Below are 15,547 nucleotides of genomic sequence, written 5' to 3'. Positions count from 1 at the left end.
TTCAAGTTATTGGGTCTCTGACTGTAGGGCGAAAAAGTTGAAGCGACAAGTGTTCAGCCGGACCCCGTGCCGAGTCGCGCGCGGGTCCGCGACCTGGTTTGCTGGGGCCATCACATCGCCTAACCCGAGCGGGGGCTCTTCCATGCGCACCGTCGAACCCGAGGTGTTCCTCGTCGCCCGTCCTGATCTCGACTACGACGAGCTCGCCCGCTACCTGGGCGAGGTCGGCGGGGAGAGCTGGCTGGAGCGGCTCGACCGGGGCGACCTCGACGCACAGAACCTGGCCGAGTTCGCCGGGCGCCTCTGCTACCGCTCCTTCGAGCCCGGACTCAACCCCAACGTCGTGCGCATCCGCGAGGACCAGGGCGACTACCTGCGCAACATCCTGGCCAGCGCCCACGGCTCGGTGCTGGAGCACCTCAACTTCAGCTTCGTGCTGCACAACGTCAGCCGCGTGCTCACCCACGAGCTCGTCCGGCACCGGCCCGGGGTGGCCATCTCGCAGGAGTCGCTGCGCTTCGTCCGCCTCGACGAGCTGCCGTTCTGGTTCCCCGAGTGGGCCCAGTCCGACCCCGAGCTGATGAAGCGGGCCACGGCCCTGCTGGAGCAGATGGAGCAGTTCCAGGTCTGGATGGCCGGCCACTTCGGGCTCGACGAGGAGGGTGTGCAGTTCTCGGAGAAGAAGCACCGCACCTCGTTCATGCGCCGCTTCGCCCCGGAGGGGCTGGCCACCGGCCTGGTCTGGACGGCCAACGTACGCACGCTGCGGCACACGATCGAGGCGCGCACGGCGGCGGGGGCCGAGGAGGAGATCCGGCTGCTGTTCCAGCACATCGGCGAGCTCATGGTCAAGGAGGCGCCCGCCCTGTTCGGCGACTACGTCATCCAGGACGGGGCCTGGGTCCCGGGCTGGCGCAAGGTGTGATCAGCAGGTGTGATCAGCCCGGGTGATCAGGCGAGCGCGGGCATGACGTAGACCTCGGCGCCCGGCGGCAGCGCGCAGTCGAGGCCGCCGAGGCCGCGGGCGTTCTCGCCGCACACGATCATGTGGATGTGCCGGCGGATGCGGCCGCAGTCGTCCCGCAGCCGCTCCTCCAGCAGCGGATGCGTACGGCGCAGCGTGTCGAGCGCGGAGCCGAGGGTCGGCGGGGCGTCGTGGTCGGCGGCGACGGCGAAGACCTTCACCTCGCTGTGGCCGCTCACCCAGCGGCGCAGCGAGTTGGGCAGGACGAAGACCACCATCATCACGTTCTTCGCCATGGGCTACAGCACCGCCGCGCGTACGCTGAGCACGTCGGGCAGGTGCCGGGCGACCGCCGACCAGGTGTCGCCGTCGTCTCGTGACCAGTGGACCTCGCCGTCGCGGGTGCCGAAGAACACCCCGGCCTCGGCGGCGGTCATCGCGTCACGCAGCACGCTCGCGTGGACCGGCCCCTCGGGCAGTCCGCGCTCCAGCGGCTGCCAGGTCTCGCCCGCGTCGTCGCTGCGGAAGACCTGGTAGCGGTGATCGACCGGAGTGCGGTCGATGTCGGCGTTCAGCGGCAGCACGTAGACCGTGTCCGGCCGGGCGGGATGGACCGCGATCGGGAAGCCGAAGTCGGACGGCAGTGACGAGCCGATGTCGTGCCAGGAGCCGCCGAAGTCGTCGCTGCGGTAGACGCCGAAGTGGTGTTGCAGGAAGAGCCGCTGGGGCCGGGCCGGGTGCATGCCGACCCGGTGCACGCACTGCCCGTATTCGGGATACTGCTGCCCCTCCGGCATGAACGGCGCGCGGATGCCCTGGTTGGCGGCCTCCCACGAGAGGCCGCCGTCAGTGGTGCGATAGAAGCCGCCCGTCGACACCGCGATGCCCATGATCTTCGGGTCGGCCGGATGGCTGATGATCGTGTGCAGGCACAGCCCGCCGCCGCCCGGCTGCCAGTGCTGCCGGTGGGGATGCTCCCACAGGCCCCCGACCAGCTCGTAGGTGACGCCGCGGTCTTCCGAGCGGAACAGCGCGCCCGGCTCCACCCCGGCCCAGACCACCTCGGGCTCGGAAGGCGACGGCGCGAGCTGCCACACCCGGGTCAGCGTCGCGCCGGTCTTCTCGGGGAACGCGATGGGGGGACGCTCGGCCTCCTGCCAGGTCTCGCCGAGGTCGTCGGAGTACATCACCGAAGGGCCGAAGTGGCCGTACTCGATGCCCGCGAGGATCCGGGGCGCGGTGCCGCGCGTGTCGATGGCCACCGAGGTCACACCGACGGTGGAGAACTGGATCGGCGCGACCTCGAACGGGCCGCCGTCCGCCGAGCGGGCGAGGAACAGGCCCTTGCGGGTGCCGATCGCGAGCACTGCGTCGCCCATGTCAAGCTCCCATCGCTCCCGTGTTCGCTTCTCGCCATCGTGCCACGCCCTGACCAGGAACGCCGAGGACTGGGCGATTTGCTGCGCGATTACGCAAGAGGCCGTGCGGGCTACGGCGTCAGGGGGCCGACGCGGGCGGTGGCATTTCCCGCCATTTCCGGAGAAGTTCGGGGACTTCATCGCTGAGGTGGGCGAAGAAGCTTCTGGTCTCCTCCAACCGGGCGCCGACCGGGGTGTCGGCGCCGAACACGGCCACGCCCTCGCGGGCGCCCTCCTCGAAGCGGCGGAACACCTCGCGGGCCGACCGTATCGCGCCGTACCACGCCGACTCGTGCACGCGGTAGTGGTCGCGCCGCCGGTCGGGTGCCCGCTCGCGGACCAGCATGTCCACCTGGATGAGGTACTTCACCGCGCCCGAGATCGCCGACGGACCCGCGTCGAGCTCTTCGGCGAGCTCGCCGGCCGTACGCCGGCCGTGCTCGGAGAGCAGGATCGCGGTGAACACGCGCGCGGCCATCCGGGGGTAGCCCGACTCGGACATGATCATGGTGAATCGATCAAGGAACCGCTGCTCATCTGTCCTCGTCATTCCACACTCCTATGTTCATATTTCACGAATTTCGTGAATTTAGTGTAGCTTGTCCAGCATGACGAACGCGATCTCCGTGTCCGGCCTGGTCAAGACCTTCGGCCGGACACGTGCGCTCGACGATCTCGAGCTGACCGTCGGCACCGGTGAGGTGCACGGCTTCCTCGGACCGAACGGCGCGGGAAAGTCCACGACCATCCGGATCCTGCTCGGCCTGATGCGGGCCGACTCCGGCAAGGCGAGCCTCCTGGGCGGCGACCCCTGGGCCGACGCCACCGAGCTGCACCGCCGCCTGGCCTATGTGCCCGGCGACGTGACGCTGTGGCCCAATCTGTCCGGCGGAGAGGTGATCGACCTGCTGGGCCGGCTACGCGGCGGTGTCGATCCGCAGCGCAAGAAGAGCCTGATCGAGCGGTTCGAGCTCGACCCCCGCAAGAAGGGCCGCGCCTACTCCAAGGGCAACCGGCAGAAGGTCGCCCTGGTCGCCGCGCTGGCCTCGGACGTGGAGCTGCTCATCCTGGACGAGCCCACCTCCGGACTCGATCCGCTGATGGAGGCGGTGTTCAGGCAGGCCGTCGCGGAGGAGAAGGCGCGTGGACGCACGGTCCTGCTGTCGAGCCACATCCTGTCCGAGGTCGAGGCCCTGTGCGACCGGGTGAGCATCATCCGCGGCGGGCACGTCGTCGAGACCGGCACACTGGCCGAGCTGCGCCATCTCACCCGCACCTCGGTCACCGCGGAGCTGGCCCGTGAGCCGGTCGGCCTGGCCGGCGTGTCCGGCGTCCACGACCTGCGCGTCGAGGGCAACCGGGTGAGCTGCCAGGTCGAGCCGGCGCACCTCGGCGAGCTGTTCTCCCTCCTGACCGCGCGGGGCCTGCTCAACATCACCGCCGCCCCGCCCACGCTGGAAGACCTCTTCATGCGCCACTACCGCTCGGCGCCGCGGGGCAAGCACGAGGTGCACCAATGAGCGCCTTGACCGGAGCGGGCACTCTCGCCCGTCTCGTCCTGCGCCGCGACCGCCTGATCCTGCCCCTCTGGGGTCTCCTGGCCGCCGTCTATCCGTCGGCCATCGCCGGCAGCACGGCCAAGCTGTACCCGACCACGGAGGCCCTCCAGTCGACCGCCAGGGCGGCGATGGCCAATCCCTCCCAGGTCGCCATGCGCGGCATCGTGTTCGATTCGAGCGTCGGCGGGCTCACCGCGTGGACCGTGGGCTCCTCGGGCGCGATGCTGCTCGGCCTGGTGAGCATGCTGCTCGTCATCCGGCACACCCGCGTGGACGAGGAGTCGGGCCGCCGCGAGCTCGTCGGCGCGGGGGTGGTCGGCAGGCACGCGCCGCTGACCGCGGTGCTGGCCGTGGTGTTCGCCGCGAACCTGCTGATCGCCGTCCTGATGTCGCTGGTGCTGATGAGTGGCGGGCTGCCCGCGGGCGGTTCGCTCGCGCTCGGGCTCTCGCTGGCCGCCGCGGGCTGGACGTTCGCCGCCGTCGGCGCCGTCGTCGCGCAGGCGACGGAGGGCGCCGCCGCGGCCAGAGGCCTCGGTGTGGGGGTGTTCGTCCTCTTCTTCCTGATCCGCGCCGTCGGCGACGCGGGCGGGGCGGACTGGCTGTCGTGGCTGTCGCCGCTGGGCTGGACGCTGCGTGTGCGCCCCTTCGCGGGAGAGCGCTGGTGGATCCTCGTCCTGCTGCTGGTCCTCGTCGCGTTACTGGCCGCCGTGGCCTACGCGCTGTCGGTCCGCAGAGACCTCGCCGCCGGTCTGCTGCCGCCGCGGCTCGGGCCCGCCACGGCGGCGCCCGGCCTGCGGACGCCGCTGGCCCTGGCCTGGCGGTTGCACCGCGGCCAGGTCCTGGCGTGGTCGGTGGGCTTCGGAGCCGGTGGTCTCGCGCTCGGTGGGGCCGTCACCGGCGGCCTGGACGGCCAGATCGACGCCCCGGAGATCATGGACATGGTCACCGGGGTCGGGGGACAGGGAGCCAGGCCCGTCGACTTCTTCCTCAACTTCCTGCTGTCCATGCTGGCCTGGATCGTCGCCGCCTACGGGATCATGTCCGCGCTGCGGCTGCGCGCGGAGGAGACGGCCGGGCGCGCCGACCTCGTGCTCGTCACCCCGGTGAGCCGCGCCCGCTGGGCGCTCAGCCACCTCCTCATCGCCGCGGCGGGCCCCGCGGTCGTGCTGGCCGTACTCGGCACCGCCGCCGGTCTCGGGTACGGCCTGAGCAGCGGGGACCTGGGCAGACTGCCGCAGGTGTGCGCGGGAGCCTTGGCCTACCTGCCCGCCGTGTGGGTGATGACCGGGATCGCCGCGGCGCTGGCCGGACTGCTGCCCCGCCTGGCGATGGCGAGCTGGGGCGTCTGGGTGGCCTTCATCCTGCTGGACATCTTCGGCCTGCTCGGGCAGGTGGACGAGGCGTTCTTGCAGATCATCCCCTTCGTGCACGTGCCCTGGGTCGTGCTCGGGCAGACGTCGGCGGCCTCGCTACTGGCCCTGACCGCCGTCGCCGCCGCGCTGACCGCGCTCGGCGTCATCGGGCTGCGCCGGCGCGACCTCGCGTGATCGGCCGTCCTTCAGGGCCGCGTTCTGCTCCTGCCACCTGCGCATCAGCTTCGGCACCTCGCCGCGGAGGAAGGCGAAGAAGCGCTGGATCTCATCCAGCCGCTCCCCGGCCGGGGTGTCGGTGCCGAACACCGCCAGCCCGTCGCGGGCGCCCTCCTCGAACCGACGGTAGACCTCATCGCTCGACGACGTCGCCTTGAACCAGGCCGCCTGGTCGACGCGGTAGTGGTCGCGGCGCTGCCCCGGGTCCCGCTCGCGGGTGATCATCCCGACCCGCATCAGGTACTTCACCGCGCCGGAGATCGCCGGCGGCCCGACGCCGAGCTGGTCCCCGAGCTCGGCGGCGGTACGCCTGCCCTCCCCGGAGACCAGCAGCGCGGCGAAGACCCGGGCCGCCATCCGCGGATAACCCGACTCCGACATGATCATGGCGAAGCGTTCCATGAACCGCGCGCCTTCGCTCTCCTGGTCACCATCGAACGTCTCGGCCATGCACGCCTCTCCGTGTCGCCCCGCCTGGTCGTTTACATAATCGCCAGAGTTGCGAAATTTCGCGAATCGAGCGAAGAGACCATGAGAATCCATGCCGCCCGGTCACTGATCGAAGAGATTGCCACGCCCCCTTACGTGGGAGGTAATCGCCACGCTTCCCTCCCCCCGATAGCGTTGCCGGCATGGGCGCACTTGCACTAGAAGATGAGTCTTTTGGGGATCTGCTGCGGTCCTGGCGGCAGCGGCGGCGGGTGAGCCAGCTCGATCTGGCGATCGAGGCCGAGGTGTCGGCTCGCCACCTCAGTTTCCTCGAGACCGGGCGTGCCCGGCCGAGCCGCGAGATGGTGATGAAGCTGTCGGAGGAGCTGGAGGTGCCGCTGCGCCACCGCAACCGGCTGCTGGTGGCGGCGGGCTTCGCGCCGGTCTTCCCCGAACGCGAGGCCCGCGCCCCCATCGTCCGGCAGGCGCTCGACAAGATCCTCGCCGGGCACGAGCCGTACCCCGCGCTCGTCGTGGACGCCGCCTGGAACCTGGTGGCGGCCAACTCGGCGGCGGCCATGTTCATGGACGGGGTGCCCGAGGAGCTGCTCAAGGAGCCGGTCAACGTGATGCGGCTGTCGCTGCACCCCGAGGCGATGGGCGGCCGCCTGGTCAACCTCGCGGAGGTCCGCGCCCACCTGCTGCACCAGTTGCGCAGGCAGGCGGAGGCGTCGGGCTCCGGGCAGCTCGCCGAGCTGCACGACGAGCTGGCCGCCTACACCTACCCCGGCGTGGACCTGAACGTGGCGCACGTGCCGGGACCGGCCGACATCCTGGTGCCGCTGCGGATCAGGCACGGGACGCGGATCCTGTCGATGTTCACCACGATCGCCACGTTCGGCACGCCGCTGGACGTCACGGTCGCCGAGCTCGCCATCGAGACGTTCTGGCCCAACGACGACGAGACCGCCGCCGCCTTCCAGCAGGTCTCCTGCCCCTAACGTTCTCCCTGCACGATGTCGCGGTGGATGCGTGACAGGGGCACGCCGTCGATCTGCATCCGCCGGACCGTCTCGTTGACCATGGCGGGTGGCCCGCACACGTACACCTCGTGCTCGGCCCACGAGTGGAAGCGCTGCGTGACCTCCGGCAGCCGGCCGCGCATCCCGTCGTAGGAGGGCTGGCCGGACACCACCGGCAGCACCCGCAGCCAGGGGAACGACGCCTCCATGCGGATGAGGTCGGGCAGGTCGTACAGCTCCGCCGCGGTCCGCGCGCCGAACAGCAGGTGGATGTTGGGACGGCGGCCCGAGGCGATGATGTGCTCGATGATCGCCTTGATCGGCGCCAGCCCGGTGCCGCCCGCCACGCACAGCACGTCGCGGGGGCTGCGGTCGCACAGCGTCATCGTGCCCATCGGCGGCCCCAGCATGATCGTGTCGCCGACGCGGGTGTCCCTGGTCAGGGTGGTGGACACCCAGCCGCAGGGGACCGAGCGCACGTGCAGCGTGATCGTGTTGTCCACGCGCGGCGCGTTGGCGATGGAGAACGTGCGCCAGACGCGCGGCCAGCGCGCGACCTGCACGTTGACGTACTGGCCCGGCATGTACGGCAGGCGCTGCGTCGGCCGCATCGTCAGGACGGCGATGTCCTCCGTACGCCGCTCGTGGTCGACGACCTCGGCCAGCCACCACGCGGGCGAGACCCCGGAGTCGGACTCGGCCGACTCGATCATGAGATTGGCCGCGACCGTGTACGCGGCCACCCAGGCCGCTTCGATCTCCTCGTGCCAGATGTCGGCGGCGAACCGCTTGATGGTGGCCAGCAGGGCGTTGCCGACCGCGGTGTAGTGCTCCGCGATCACGCCGTACTTGCGGTGGTCCCGCCCGAGCTGGCGGAGGAAGGACGCCAGGCTGTCCGGGCTGTCCAGGCTCCACACGATGCGGGTCAGTGCGCTGAAGAGCCGGTCGCGCTGCATGTCCATGGCCGGGGGGAACATGCCCCGCAGGTGCGGACTCTCGGCGAACAGCCGGCCGTAGAAGTAGGCGGTGGCCTTGTCGGCCACCGGCTCCACGACGGCGAAACTCTCTTTTACCAGGCGTGGATTCAACGACATGAAATTAACCCCACCCTTTGGCCGGAATATCATTCCGGTCGTGTCGTTACACCTCCCTGACGGCTCCGGGTGATGAGCGCTCGGCGGGCCCCGGCTCGACCGATCGCTCGAATTCGAGTCTTACACCACCTCCTGGGCGTCACAACCGTTTCGCCCCGATACAGTGCTGAGCAGAACTTTCCGTGACGGTAACGTGATTTTCCGCATTCGGTTGAGGTAGATTTCGGTCATCAAAAGTGAAAATATGTCGTATTCGCATAGTATGGCGGAGAAGATCGGACCGTAGGGGGAGCCGTCGGCTGGCACGGCTCCCGGACCGGAAGTCAGGCGGGCCGTACGTTCTCCGCGAAGCGGCCGGACTTATTGCCGGGCTCCTCGAAAACGAAGATGATGTACGTCTCGAAGAAAACCTGACCCTGTCCGGCCACTCGTCCGGCGCCCATCCGCCGGCTGTCCTTCCACGCCAGTTGGGTGAAGTGACCGCAGTCGGCGACGTTTTCCGGGTCGCCGAAGTCGTAGCCTTTGATTTCGTCGTACCATTCAGCGACCGCTTTCCCGGCGGCGAGCGGCAGTTTTTTCGAACCGGCGCCCCAGAAAAGGTTCTCGCCGGTGCCTTCTCGTAGTCCGTCGTGCCCGGCCGCCGTGTCCGGATGTTCCGATCGCGACGCCGCGCGGGACCTGGCGTACTCGACCAGCTCCGGGTCCAGGACCAGCGGTGGGGCGTGATGCTTGGCACGATGGGCATTGGCCTCGGCCAGCGCCTCCGCGAGGAAGCCGTCGCTCGTGGCGTCGGGGAGAGGGGGGCGTAAGCCTGCCATCGTCAGTACCTCGTTCGCGACCGACCGGCCGCGAACAAGGCATTGTTCGTACGCACAATGAGTTCCCTTCCTGTGACTCTACGCTTTCCCATGGATTGTGGGCGACGGGATTTGTCGCTACAAGGGGCATAGGGGCCCAGATGTCATCGGGAAACGTTTTCGGGTGGTCCTTGTCAGACCATTCCTGGCTGGATGGGAAGGCGTGCTTCATTGACCGGACGAGCCGGGAATGTGTCGGGCGCGCCACTGCCCGCAAAGAGGACATGTCGGGACAAATGGGGATAAAAAGCACCTTTGTGATATATCTGACACGCGGCGGGGAATGGATTGACTGATTCTGTAGAGTCGGAATAATCGGATCTTGGCGGATGTGTCACCACTGGGAGTGACGCAGGGGCAACGGACTGGAAGGGGAGGTGCCGCTTGCTTCGGCAGAGGGGGTCTCCATAGCCGCCTCCCGCCTGAGACCAGCGCATTCTCCAGCCCGTTCGCGAAGGTGACCATGGCTCGTTCCCAACCCCCACCGCCCCAGGCCCCGGCACGCCCGACCCGGTCACCTCAGACGCCGGCGAGCCCGGTTCCGGCACCGGCGCCCCAGGCCGCGTGGCTCTGGCCGGCGGCGCTGGCCCTGCCCGTGGTCGCCGCCTGCTGCGCCTTCGCCGCCCTGCTCCTTGACGGCCGGTCCGGCGTCGTCTGGGCGTGCGTGGTCGCCGCGGCGCTCGCGCTCGCCACCGTGGCCGCCGTGGCGGCGCTGCGCCAGACCCACCAGGAGGCCGTGCGCGCGACGAGCCGGCGCGAGAGCGCCATGCAGCAGCGCGAGGCGGAGTTCCAGCGCCACCTCCAGCAGCGCAACACCCAGTGGAGCAAGCACGTCGCGGCCCGCTCCAAGGCCCTGCAGGAGGCGATCAAGCACTTGGTGGAGGCGCGGATCCCGGCCGTGATCGCCCAGGACGCGGTGCCCGCGCCGTACCAGAGCCCCGGGCTCGACGAGGACGCGGCCGAGCTGCTGGAAGACGTGCTCGACGCGGTCGGCGGCGCCGCCGAGCAGGACCGCGAGCGGCAGGAGTCGCTGCGGCTGGCCCTGCTGGCGCTGGCCCGGCGCGTGCAGACCTCCGCGCACCGCATCCAGGAGAACGTGTCCGTGATGGCCGAACGCCACCCCGGCAACCCGGACGTGCTCGAGACCAGCATGCAGGTCGACCACGCCGCCGCCCAGCAGGGGCGCCACGCGCAGAGCCTGGCCGTGCTGTGTGGCGAGTGGCCGGGCCAGCAGTGGCCCAATCCGCTCGCGCTGGTCGACGTGGTGCGGGCCGCCGCCTCCAGGATCGTCGCCTACAAGCGGGTGGAGGTGTCGGGCGACCCGGACACCGCCGTCGCCGCCCACGTGGTCGAGCCGCTCATCCACCTGGTGGCCGAGCTGCTCGCCAACGCCACCCAGTCCTCGCCGCCGGCGACCGCGGTGCTCGTGGCGGTCCGTCACGTGCAGCGCGGCGCCGTCATCGAGATCGACGACGGCGGCGTCGGCATGGACGACCACCACCTGGAGCAGGCACGCGAGATCGTCTCCGGGCGCAGGCCCGTCGACGTGGGCGAAGTGGGGGAGATCCCGCAGACCGGCCTCGCGGTCATCGGGCACTACGTGCGCCGCCACGGGTTCCTGGCCGACCTGATGCCCTCGCCGTACGGAGGGGTGCGCGCAGTCGTCCTGGTGACCAGCTCGATCGTGGAGACGCTGGAGCCGGCGGAGGCGCCGCCGCGAGCCCGCCCCCCGCGCCACGAGGCCCAGCCGATCGACCCCGCCCAGGACCACCCCGCCCAGCAGGATCACCCCACGCTGGACGATCCCGCTCCGGACACCTCCGGCGAGCACGCCGCTGGGACGGGCGGCACGACAGAAGGCATGGCGGGCGGCGCGCTGCCACGCAGACGCTCCCGCCGCGGAGAGGCGAGCTCCGACGCGACGGAACCGGGCGGTGCGCGGTCCGCCGCCGCGGAGCGGCCCGCGACACCAGAACAGGCGGGCGAGTGGATGGCCGCCTTCTTCGACCACGACCCCGACACCGGGGAACACGACGACCGATGACGAACGGGGTACCGATGCACCAAGACCAGGACTGGATGATCGCCGAGGTCGTCTGGGTCCCAGGGGTCCGCCATGTCGTCGTCCTCAGTTCCGACGGCCTGCTGAAGGCCCGCTCGGCAGGTACGGACAGAGACGTCGCCGACCGGCTGTCGGCCGCCTGCTCGGGGCTGCAGTCGCTGGCCCAGAGCGTCGGGCGCGAGTTCGGCGGCGGCAACCGGACCGTCAGGGAGCTGATGGTGGGCTTCGAGGGCGGCTTCCTGTTCGCCCGCGCCGCCGGGTCCGGCTCCCACCTGGTGGTCATCACCGATCCTGTGGTCGACCCGCGGCTCATCGCGCAGCAGATGCAGGCTCAGGTCATCAAGATCGGCGAGAGGAACTTCAGCACCCCCGCACGCGGGGCCACGCGCAGATGAGCGGCGAGTACCACGACAGCGCGGTGCGGCCCTACGTGCTCACCCAGGGCCGGGCCCGCCCCACCCGCAACACCGTCGGCCTCGACACGCTCCTCGTCGTGGCCGACGCCGGCAAGCCGCTGCCGCCCTCGGCCGCCCGCCAGGCGCGCGACCTGCTGCGCATGTTCGGGCGGCTCCTCTCGCTGGCGGAGGCGGCCGCGCACCTCCGGCTGCCGCTGAGCGTGGCCGGGATCCTGGCCTCCGACCTCGTCGACTCCGGCCACCTGATAGCCCGCTCCCGCATCCCTGAGGCCGGGCGCCCAGATCTGACTACCCTCCAGGAGGTGCTCAATGGGCTCCGCAGGCTCAGCTGACCGCTACCTGCCCGACACCGTGCAGCGGGCGGTCAAGATCCTCGTGGTCGGCGACTTCGGCGTCGGCAAGACCACGATGATCGGCGCGGTCAGCGAGATCGAGCCCCTGCGTACCGAGGAGACCATGACCCAGGCCAGCGTCGGCGTGGACGACCTGGCCGGGCTGGACGGCAAGACCACGACCACGGTGGCCATGGACTTCGGCCGCATCACGCTCAGCCCGTACACGGTGCTCTACCTGTTCGGCACCCCCGGCCAGCGGCGCTTCTGGGACCTGTGGGCCGGGCTCGGCGAGGGCGCCGTCGGCGCGCTCGTCCTGGTCGACACCCGCCGCATCGAGGGCAGCTTCGAAGTGCTCGACCAGCTCGAACTCCGCGGCGACCTGCCCTTCGCCGTCGCCGTCAACCACTTCCCCGACTCCACGCGCCACAGCCCGCAGGCGCTGCGCGAGGCGCTGGACCTGGAGCCCGGCACACCCATCGTGCACTGCGACGCCAGGAGCCGGTCCTCGTCGGTGGACGCGCTGATCGCCCTCGTCAAGCACGCGCTGGCCATGCAGAAGGGCCCTTCATGATCCCCCTGTCCGCCACCACGACCTGCCCCGACCCGCACGGCGTCTTCCGCAGGCTGCGCCGCGAATGGGGCGACGTCGCCTGGGTGGAGCTCGAACCGGGCGTCGGGGCCTGGCTCGTCATGGGCTACCAGGAGCTGCTGACCATCACCCGGCAGGAGAAGCTGTACTCGCGCGACGCCCGCAACTGGCGGCTGTTCCAGGAAGGCGTCGTGCCGCCCGACTCGGGGCTGGGACCGATGATGTTCTGGCGGCCCAACGTGGTCGGCGCCGACGGGGCCGAGCACCGCCGCCTGCGCCGCCCGATCGACGACGGGGTCGCCGCGATCGACCAGCGCGGCATGCGCCGCTCCGTCGAGGCCATGTGCCGGCAGCTCATCGAGGACTTCGCCGAGCGCGGCAGCGCCGACCTGGTCGGCGAGTACGCGGCCGTCGTCCCGATGCTGGCCATCGCCGGGCTGTTCGGCCTCGACACCGGCCAGGGCCACGAGCTGCTGGCCGCGCTGCGCGCCCTGTTCGGCAGCGCCGGGGACTCCCAGGCGGGCAACAGGAGGTTCGAGGAGATGCTCGGCGGCCTCATGCGGGCCAGGAAGGAGGCCCCGGCCGATGACCTGACCAGCCACTTCCTGGCGCACGCCGACCTGCGCGACGAGGCCGAGGTGCTGCAGACGATGGTGGTGATGATCTCCGCCGCGCAGGAGACGACGACCACGTGGATCGCGCAGACGTTCCGGCTCATGCTGACCGACCCGCGCTTCGCGGGCCGGCTGCGCGGCGGGCGCCTCGGCGTCGACGACGCGCTGGACGAGGTTCTCTGGCGCGACCCGCCCATGACGAACATGCCCGCCCGGTACGCCCTGCGCGACACCGAGCTCGGCGGCCGGCGCATCGCCCGCGGCGACGCGCTCGTCCTGGGCCTGTCGGCGGCCAACGACGACCCGCGCGTCCACGACGGCGCGACGGAGATCGAGCTCGGCAACCGCGCCCATCTGGCCTGGAGCGCGGGCCCGCACGTCTGCCCGGCCCCCGTCCCCGCCCGGCTCATCACCCGCACCGCGGTCGAGACGGCCCTGCACCTGCTGCCCGACGTACGCCTCTCGGTGGACGCCGCGGAGCTGACTCCGCACCCTTCACCGTGGACCCGCTGCCCCGCCTCGCTGCCGGTCCGCTTCAGCGCGCTTGGAGACCGTTCATGATCCCCGTAGTCACCCTCGACCCCGCCGGGACCGACCACCACGGCGAGGCCGCCCGGCTGCGGGAACTGGGCCCCGTCGTCCGCGTCGTCCTGCCGGGCGGCGTCGAGGCGTGGTCGGTCACCCATCACGCCCTGCTGGCCGACCTGCTGACCGACCGCAGGGTCAGCAAGGACTGGCTCCACTGGACGGCCATCCGTGACGGCGACATCGCCGACGACTGGCCGCTGATCGGCATGGTCAAGGTCACCAACATGGTCACCGCCGACGGGCCCGAGCATCATCGGCTGCGTAAGTTCGTCACCCGGACGCTCACGCCGCGCCACGTCCAGAGCCTGCGGCCGCGCATCGCCGGGACCGTCGGCATGCTGCTGGACGACCTCCCGTCGCACGTGCGGCCCGACGGGACCGTCGACCTGCGCAAGCACTTCGCCTATCCGGTGCCCATGCAGGTGATCTGCGAGCTCGTCGGAGTGCCGGAGGAGGACCGCCCCGAGCTGCGGGAGCTGGTGGACAGCATCTTCCGCTCCACCACCGCCCCGGAGGAGGTGCTCAAGACCCAGCGCGACATCTACCTGCTGCTGAACCGGCTCGTCGCCGCGCGCCACGCCGAGCCCGGCGACGACCTGATCAGCGCGCTGATCGCCGCCCAGCGCGACGACCCGGAGCGGCTCACCGACGAGGAACTGGTCGGCACCCTCTGGCTGATGCTCGCCGCCGGGCACGAGACCACGCTCAGCCTGATCGTCAACGGCGCCCGCGCGCTGCTCACCCACCCGGACCAGCGCGCGCTGGCGGTGGCCGGCGGCGAGGACACCTGGTCGGCCGTCGTGGAGGAGACGCTGCGCTGGGACGCGCCCATCGGCAACTTCCTGGCCCGCTACCCGCTGGAGGACATCGAGATCGCCGGCGTCACCATCCCCGCCGGAGACGCCATCCTGGCCCCGTACAGCGCGGTGGGACGCGACGAGGCGCAGCACGGCTCCGACGCCGCGCGGTTCGACATCACCCGCGAGCAACGCCGGCACCTGGCCTTCGGCGGCGGCCCCCATCTGTGCCTGGGCGCCCCGCTGGCCCGCCTGGAGGCCACCGAGGCGCTGCCCGCCCTCTTCCGCCGCTACCCCGGCCTGTCGCTCGCCGTCCCGCCCGGGGCGCTCGTCCCCGTGCCGTCGCTGTTCTCCAACTCCGCGGCGGAGCTGCCGGTCTTCCTGACAGTGCCCTGACTTCGCGCGATACGGCACAGGATCTCCCGGAGAGGTGACATAACCGAAATGGTGTGCGCCATGATGGGCGTGCGGCCGTCGTCACGACCGGCGGCGGCACGGACTCCACCAGGCACTCTGGAGATCGCATGTCCCGACCGCTGATCGGCATCACCGCCTACTTCGAAGCCGCCCGCTGGGGCGACTGGGTGCGCGAGGCGGTGCTGTCGCCTCCGTCCTACGCCAAGGCCGTCGAGCGCGCCGGGGGCGCCCCCGTGGTGCTGCCGCCGCTGAACCTGCACGCGATCGACGCCTACGTACGCGGGCTGCAGGGCGTGGTGCTGGCCGGCGGGATCGAAGTGGGCGGCGGCGCCTACGGCGAGGAGCAGGACGAGCGGGTGCCGGAGGCGCAGGGGCACCGCGACAGGTTCGAGCTGGCCCTGGCCCGCGCCGCGGTACAGGCCGACGTGCCGATTCTGGCCATCGACCGCGGCATGCACGTGCTGAACGTCGCCCAGGGCGGCACGCTGATCCCGTGGCTGCCCGAGGTGCTTGACAACGAGCGTCACGCCGAGCCGGGCGTGCCGCACGTCATCCAGGTGAGCGTGTCGAGCAAGCTCGGCAAGGCGGTGGGCGACAAGGTCGAGGTGGTCGCGCCGCACACCCAGTCGGTGCGCAGGCTGGGCACCGGGCTGCTGGCGGTGGCCTGGGCCGACGACCAGATCGTCGAGGGCATCGAGCTGCAGGGCCACCGGTTCGGGGTCGGCGTGCAGTGGCACCCCGAGCGGAGCGAGGACGGCCGGATCTTCGATGCGCTCGTGGAGGCGGCCCGCTAGGCT

17 protein-coding genes are annotated in these 15,547 nt (G+C 70.9%); 11 read left to right on the top strand and 6 right to left on the bottom strand.

Annotation, left to right across the window (positions count from 1 at the left end):
• The first annotated feature begins 142 nt into the window (after positions 1–142).
• Positions 143–925, top strand: coding sequence for an FAD-dependent thymidylate synthase (thyX, locus tag AB0F17_RS01265; RefSeq protein ID WP_358014242.1), 783 nt, complete (start codon positions 143–145; stop codon positions 923–925).
• Positions 926–951: 26 nt separating this feature from the next.
• On the opposite strand, the gene AB0F17_RS01260 is transcribed toward thyX, so the two are convergent.
• From AB0F17_RS01260 to AB0F17_RS01250, 3 genes are all read right to left on the bottom strand, one after another.
• Positions 952–1,260 (bottom strand): hypothetical protein, encoded by a 309-nt coding sequence (locus tag AB0F17_RS01260; protein WP_358014239.1) that lies wholly within the window; start codon positions 1,258–1,260, stop codon positions 952–954.
• Positions 1,261–1,263: 3 nt separating this feature from the next.
• Complete coding sequence (locus AB0F17_RS01255; protein ID WP_358014236.1) at positions 1,264–2,343, bottom strand: exo-alpha-sialidase; 1,080 nt, start codon at positions 2,341–2,343, stop codon at positions 1,264–1,266.
• 118 nt (positions 2,344–2,461) lie between these two features.
• On the bottom strand, positions 2,462–2,932 hold the full coding sequence (locus AB0F17_RS01250; protein ID WP_358014233.1) for a MarR family transcriptional regulator: 471 nt from the start codon (positions 2,930–2,932) through the stop codon (positions 2,462–2,464).
• 58 nt (positions 2,933–2,990) lie between these two features.
• Here AB0F17_RS01250 and AB0F17_RS01245 point away from each other — a divergent pair, with 58 nt between their 5' ends.
• Together AB0F17_RS01245 and AB0F17_RS01240 are read left to right on the top strand one after the other, a co-directional pair.
• Positions 2,991–3,902, top strand: a complete 912-nt coding sequence (locus AB0F17_RS01245; protein WP_358014230.1) for an ABC transporter ATP-binding protein — start codon at positions 2,991–2,993, stop codon at positions 3,900–3,902.
• Positions 3,899–5,488 carry a hypothetical protein gene (locus AB0F17_RS01240; protein ID WP_358014227.1) on the top strand — a complete coding sequence of 530 codons (1,590 nt, stop codon included), beginning with the start codon at positions 3,899–3,901 and terminating at the stop codon, positions 5,486–5,488. Before AB0F17_RS01245 ends, AB0F17_RS01240 begins: the two co-directional genes overlap by 4 nt.
• Here the strand turns inward: AB0F17_RS01240 and AB0F17_RS01235 are convergent.
• A complete protein-coding gene (locus AB0F17_RS01235) occupies positions 5,411–5,980 on the bottom strand; it encodes a MarR family transcriptional regulator (protein ID WP_358014224.1) in 570 nt (189 codons plus the stop codon). The two genes, AB0F17_RS01240 and AB0F17_RS01235, sit on opposite strands and share 78 nt — an antisense overlap.
• Positions 5,981–6,162: 182 nt before the next feature.
• Between AB0F17_RS01235 and AB0F17_RS01230 the strand changes: the two genes are divergently transcribed.
• Positions 6,163–6,960 (top strand): helix-turn-helix transcriptional regulator, encoded by a 798-nt coding sequence (locus tag AB0F17_RS01230; RefSeq protein WP_358014221.1) that lies wholly within the window; start codon positions 6,163–6,165, stop codon positions 6,958–6,960.
• Here the strand turns inward: AB0F17_RS01230 and AB0F17_RS01225 are convergent.
• On the bottom strand, positions 6,957–8,075 hold the full coding sequence (locus tag AB0F17_RS01225) for a globin domain-containing protein (protein WP_358014218.1): 1,119 nt from the start codon (positions 8,073–8,075) through the stop codon (positions 6,957–6,959). The two genes, AB0F17_RS01230 and AB0F17_RS01225, sit on opposite strands and share 4 nt — an antisense overlap.
• A 323-nt stretch (positions 8,076–8,398) precedes the next feature.
• The gene (locus AB0F17_RS01220; protein WP_358014215.1) at positions 8,399–8,893 is read right to left on the bottom strand and encodes a CAP domain-containing protein; all 495 of its coding nucleotides are present in this window, start codon (positions 8,891–8,893) and stop codon (positions 8,399–8,401) included.
• Between the two features lie 502 nt (positions 8,894–9,395).
• Here AB0F17_RS01220 and AB0F17_RS01215 point away from each other — a divergent pair.
• From AB0F17_RS01215 to AB0F17_RS01185, 7 genes are all read left to right on the top strand, one after another.
• Positions 9,396–10,976, top strand: a complete 1,581-nt coding sequence (locus AB0F17_RS01215) for an ATP-binding protein (protein ID WP_358014212.1) — start codon at positions 9,396–9,398, stop codon at positions 10,974–10,976.
• 14 nt (positions 10,977–10,990) lie between these two features.
• The gene (locus AB0F17_RS01210) at positions 10,991–11,389 is read left to right on the top strand and encodes a roadblock/LC7 domain-containing protein (protein ID WP_358014210.1); all 399 of its coding nucleotides are present in this window, start codon (positions 10,991–10,993) and stop codon (positions 11,387–11,389) included.
• A complete protein-coding gene (locus AB0F17_RS01205) occupies positions 11,386–11,742 on the top strand; it encodes a DUF742 domain-containing protein (RefSeq protein ID WP_358014207.1) in 357 nt (118 codons plus the stop codon). Before AB0F17_RS01210 ends, AB0F17_RS01205 begins: the two co-directional genes overlap by 4 nt.
• Complete coding sequence (locus tag AB0F17_RS01200) at positions 11,720–12,316, top strand: ATP/GTP-binding protein (protein ID WP_358014204.1); 597 nt, start codon at positions 11,720–11,722, stop codon at positions 12,314–12,316. Before AB0F17_RS01205 ends, AB0F17_RS01200 begins: the two co-directional genes overlap by 23 nt.
• The gene (locus AB0F17_RS01195; RefSeq protein WP_358014201.1) at positions 12,313–13,509 is read left to right on the top strand and encodes a cytochrome P450; all 1,197 of its coding nucleotides are present in this window, start codon (positions 12,313–12,315) and stop codon (positions 13,507–13,509) included. Before AB0F17_RS01200 ends, AB0F17_RS01195 begins: the two co-directional genes overlap by 4 nt.
• Positions 13,506–14,729 (top strand): cytochrome P450, encoded by a 1,224-nt coding sequence (locus AB0F17_RS01190; RefSeq protein ID WP_358014198.1) that lies wholly within the window; start codon positions 13,506–13,508, stop codon positions 14,727–14,729. The genes AB0F17_RS01195 and AB0F17_RS01190 overlap by 4 nt, the downstream gene beginning before the upstream one ends.
• Before the next feature lie 128 nt (positions 14,730–14,857).
• Positions 14,858–15,544 carry a gamma-glutamyl-gamma-aminobutyrate hydrolase family protein gene (locus AB0F17_RS01185; protein ID WP_358014196.1) on the top strand — a complete coding sequence of 229 codons (687 nt, stop codon included), beginning with the start codon at positions 14,858–14,860 and terminating at the stop codon, positions 15,542–15,544.
• The last annotated feature ends 3 nt before the right edge of the window (positions 15,545–15,547 follow it).

The organism is Nonomuraea sp. NPDC026600 (genome assembly GCF_040638335.1).
GTDB lineage: Bacteria > Actinomycetota > Actinomycetes > Streptosporangiales > Streptosporangiaceae > Nonomuraea.
Note: the sequence above shows the minus strand (reverse complement) of the source record. Positions and strands in the feature narration are given on the sequence as shown.

Excerpts from the sequence above, each read along its gene's own strand:
- AB0F17_RS01200 (WP_358014204.1), top strand. The coding sequence starts at position 11,720 with ATGGGCTCCGCAGGCTCAGCTGACCGCTACCTGCCCGACACCGTGCAG.
- AB0F17_RS01235 (WP_358014224.1), bottom strand. The coding sequence starts at position 5,980 with ATGGCCGAGACGTTCGATGGTGACCAGGAGAGCGAAGGCGCGCGGTTC.
- AB0F17_RS01195 (WP_358014201.1), top strand. The coding sequence starts at position 12,313 with ATGATCCCCCTGTCCGCCACCACGACCTGCCCCGACCCGCACGGCGTC.
- AB0F17_RS01240 (WP_358014227.1), top strand. The coding sequence starts at position 3,899 with ATGAGCGCCTTGACCGGAGCGGGCACTCTCGCCCGTCTCGTCCTGCGC.
- thyX (WP_358014242.1), top strand. The coding sequence starts at position 143 with ATGCGCACCGTCGAACCCGAGGTGTTCCTCGTCGCCCGTCCTGATCTC.
- AB0F17_RS01190 (WP_358014198.1), top strand. The coding sequence starts at position 13,506 with ATGATCCCCGTAGTCACCCTCGACCCCGCCGGGACCGACCACCACGGC.
- AB0F17_RS01260 (WP_358014239.1), bottom strand. The coding sequence starts at position 1,260 with ATGGCGAAGAACGTGATGATGGTGGTCTTCGTCCTGCCCAACTCGCTG.
- AB0F17_RS01245 (WP_358014230.1), top strand. The coding sequence starts at position 2,991 with ATGACGAACGCGATCTCCGTGTCCGGCCTGGTCAAGACCTTCGGCCGG.
- AB0F17_RS01220 (WP_358014215.1), bottom strand. The coding sequence starts at position 8,893 with ATGGCAGGCTTACGCCCCCCTCTCCCCGACGCCACGAGCGACGGCTTC.
- AB0F17_RS01210 (WP_358014210.1), top strand. The coding sequence starts at position 10,991 with ATGCACCAAGACCAGGACTGGATGATCGCCGAGGTCGTCTGGGTCCCA.
- AB0F17_RS01225 (WP_358014218.1), bottom strand. The coding sequence starts at position 8,075 with ATGTCGTTGAATCCACGCCTGGTAAAAGAGAGTTTCGCCGTCGTGGAG.
- AB0F17_RS01215 (WP_358014212.1), top strand. The coding sequence starts at position 9,396 with ATGGCTCGTTCCCAACCCCCACCGCCCCAGGCCCCGGCACGCCCGACC.
- AB0F17_RS01250 (WP_358014233.1), bottom strand. The coding sequence starts at position 2,932 with ATGACGAGGACAGATGAGCAGCGGTTCCTTGATCGATTCACCATGATC.
- AB0F17_RS01205 (WP_358014207.1), top strand. The coding sequence starts at position 11,386 with ATGAGCGGCGAGTACCACGACAGCGCGGTGCGGCCCTACGTGCTCACC.
- AB0F17_RS01185 (WP_358014196.1), top strand. The coding sequence starts at position 14,858 with ATGTCCCGACCGCTGATCGGCATCACCGCCTACTTCGAAGCCGCCCGC.
- AB0F17_RS01230 (WP_358014221.1), top strand. The coding sequence starts at position 6,163 with ATGGGCGCACTTGCACTAGAAGATGAGTCTTTTGGGGATCTGCTGCGG.
- AB0F17_RS01255 (WP_358014236.1), bottom strand. The coding sequence starts at position 2,343 with ATGGGCGACGCAGTGCTCGCGATCGGCACCCGCAAGGGCCTGTTCCTC.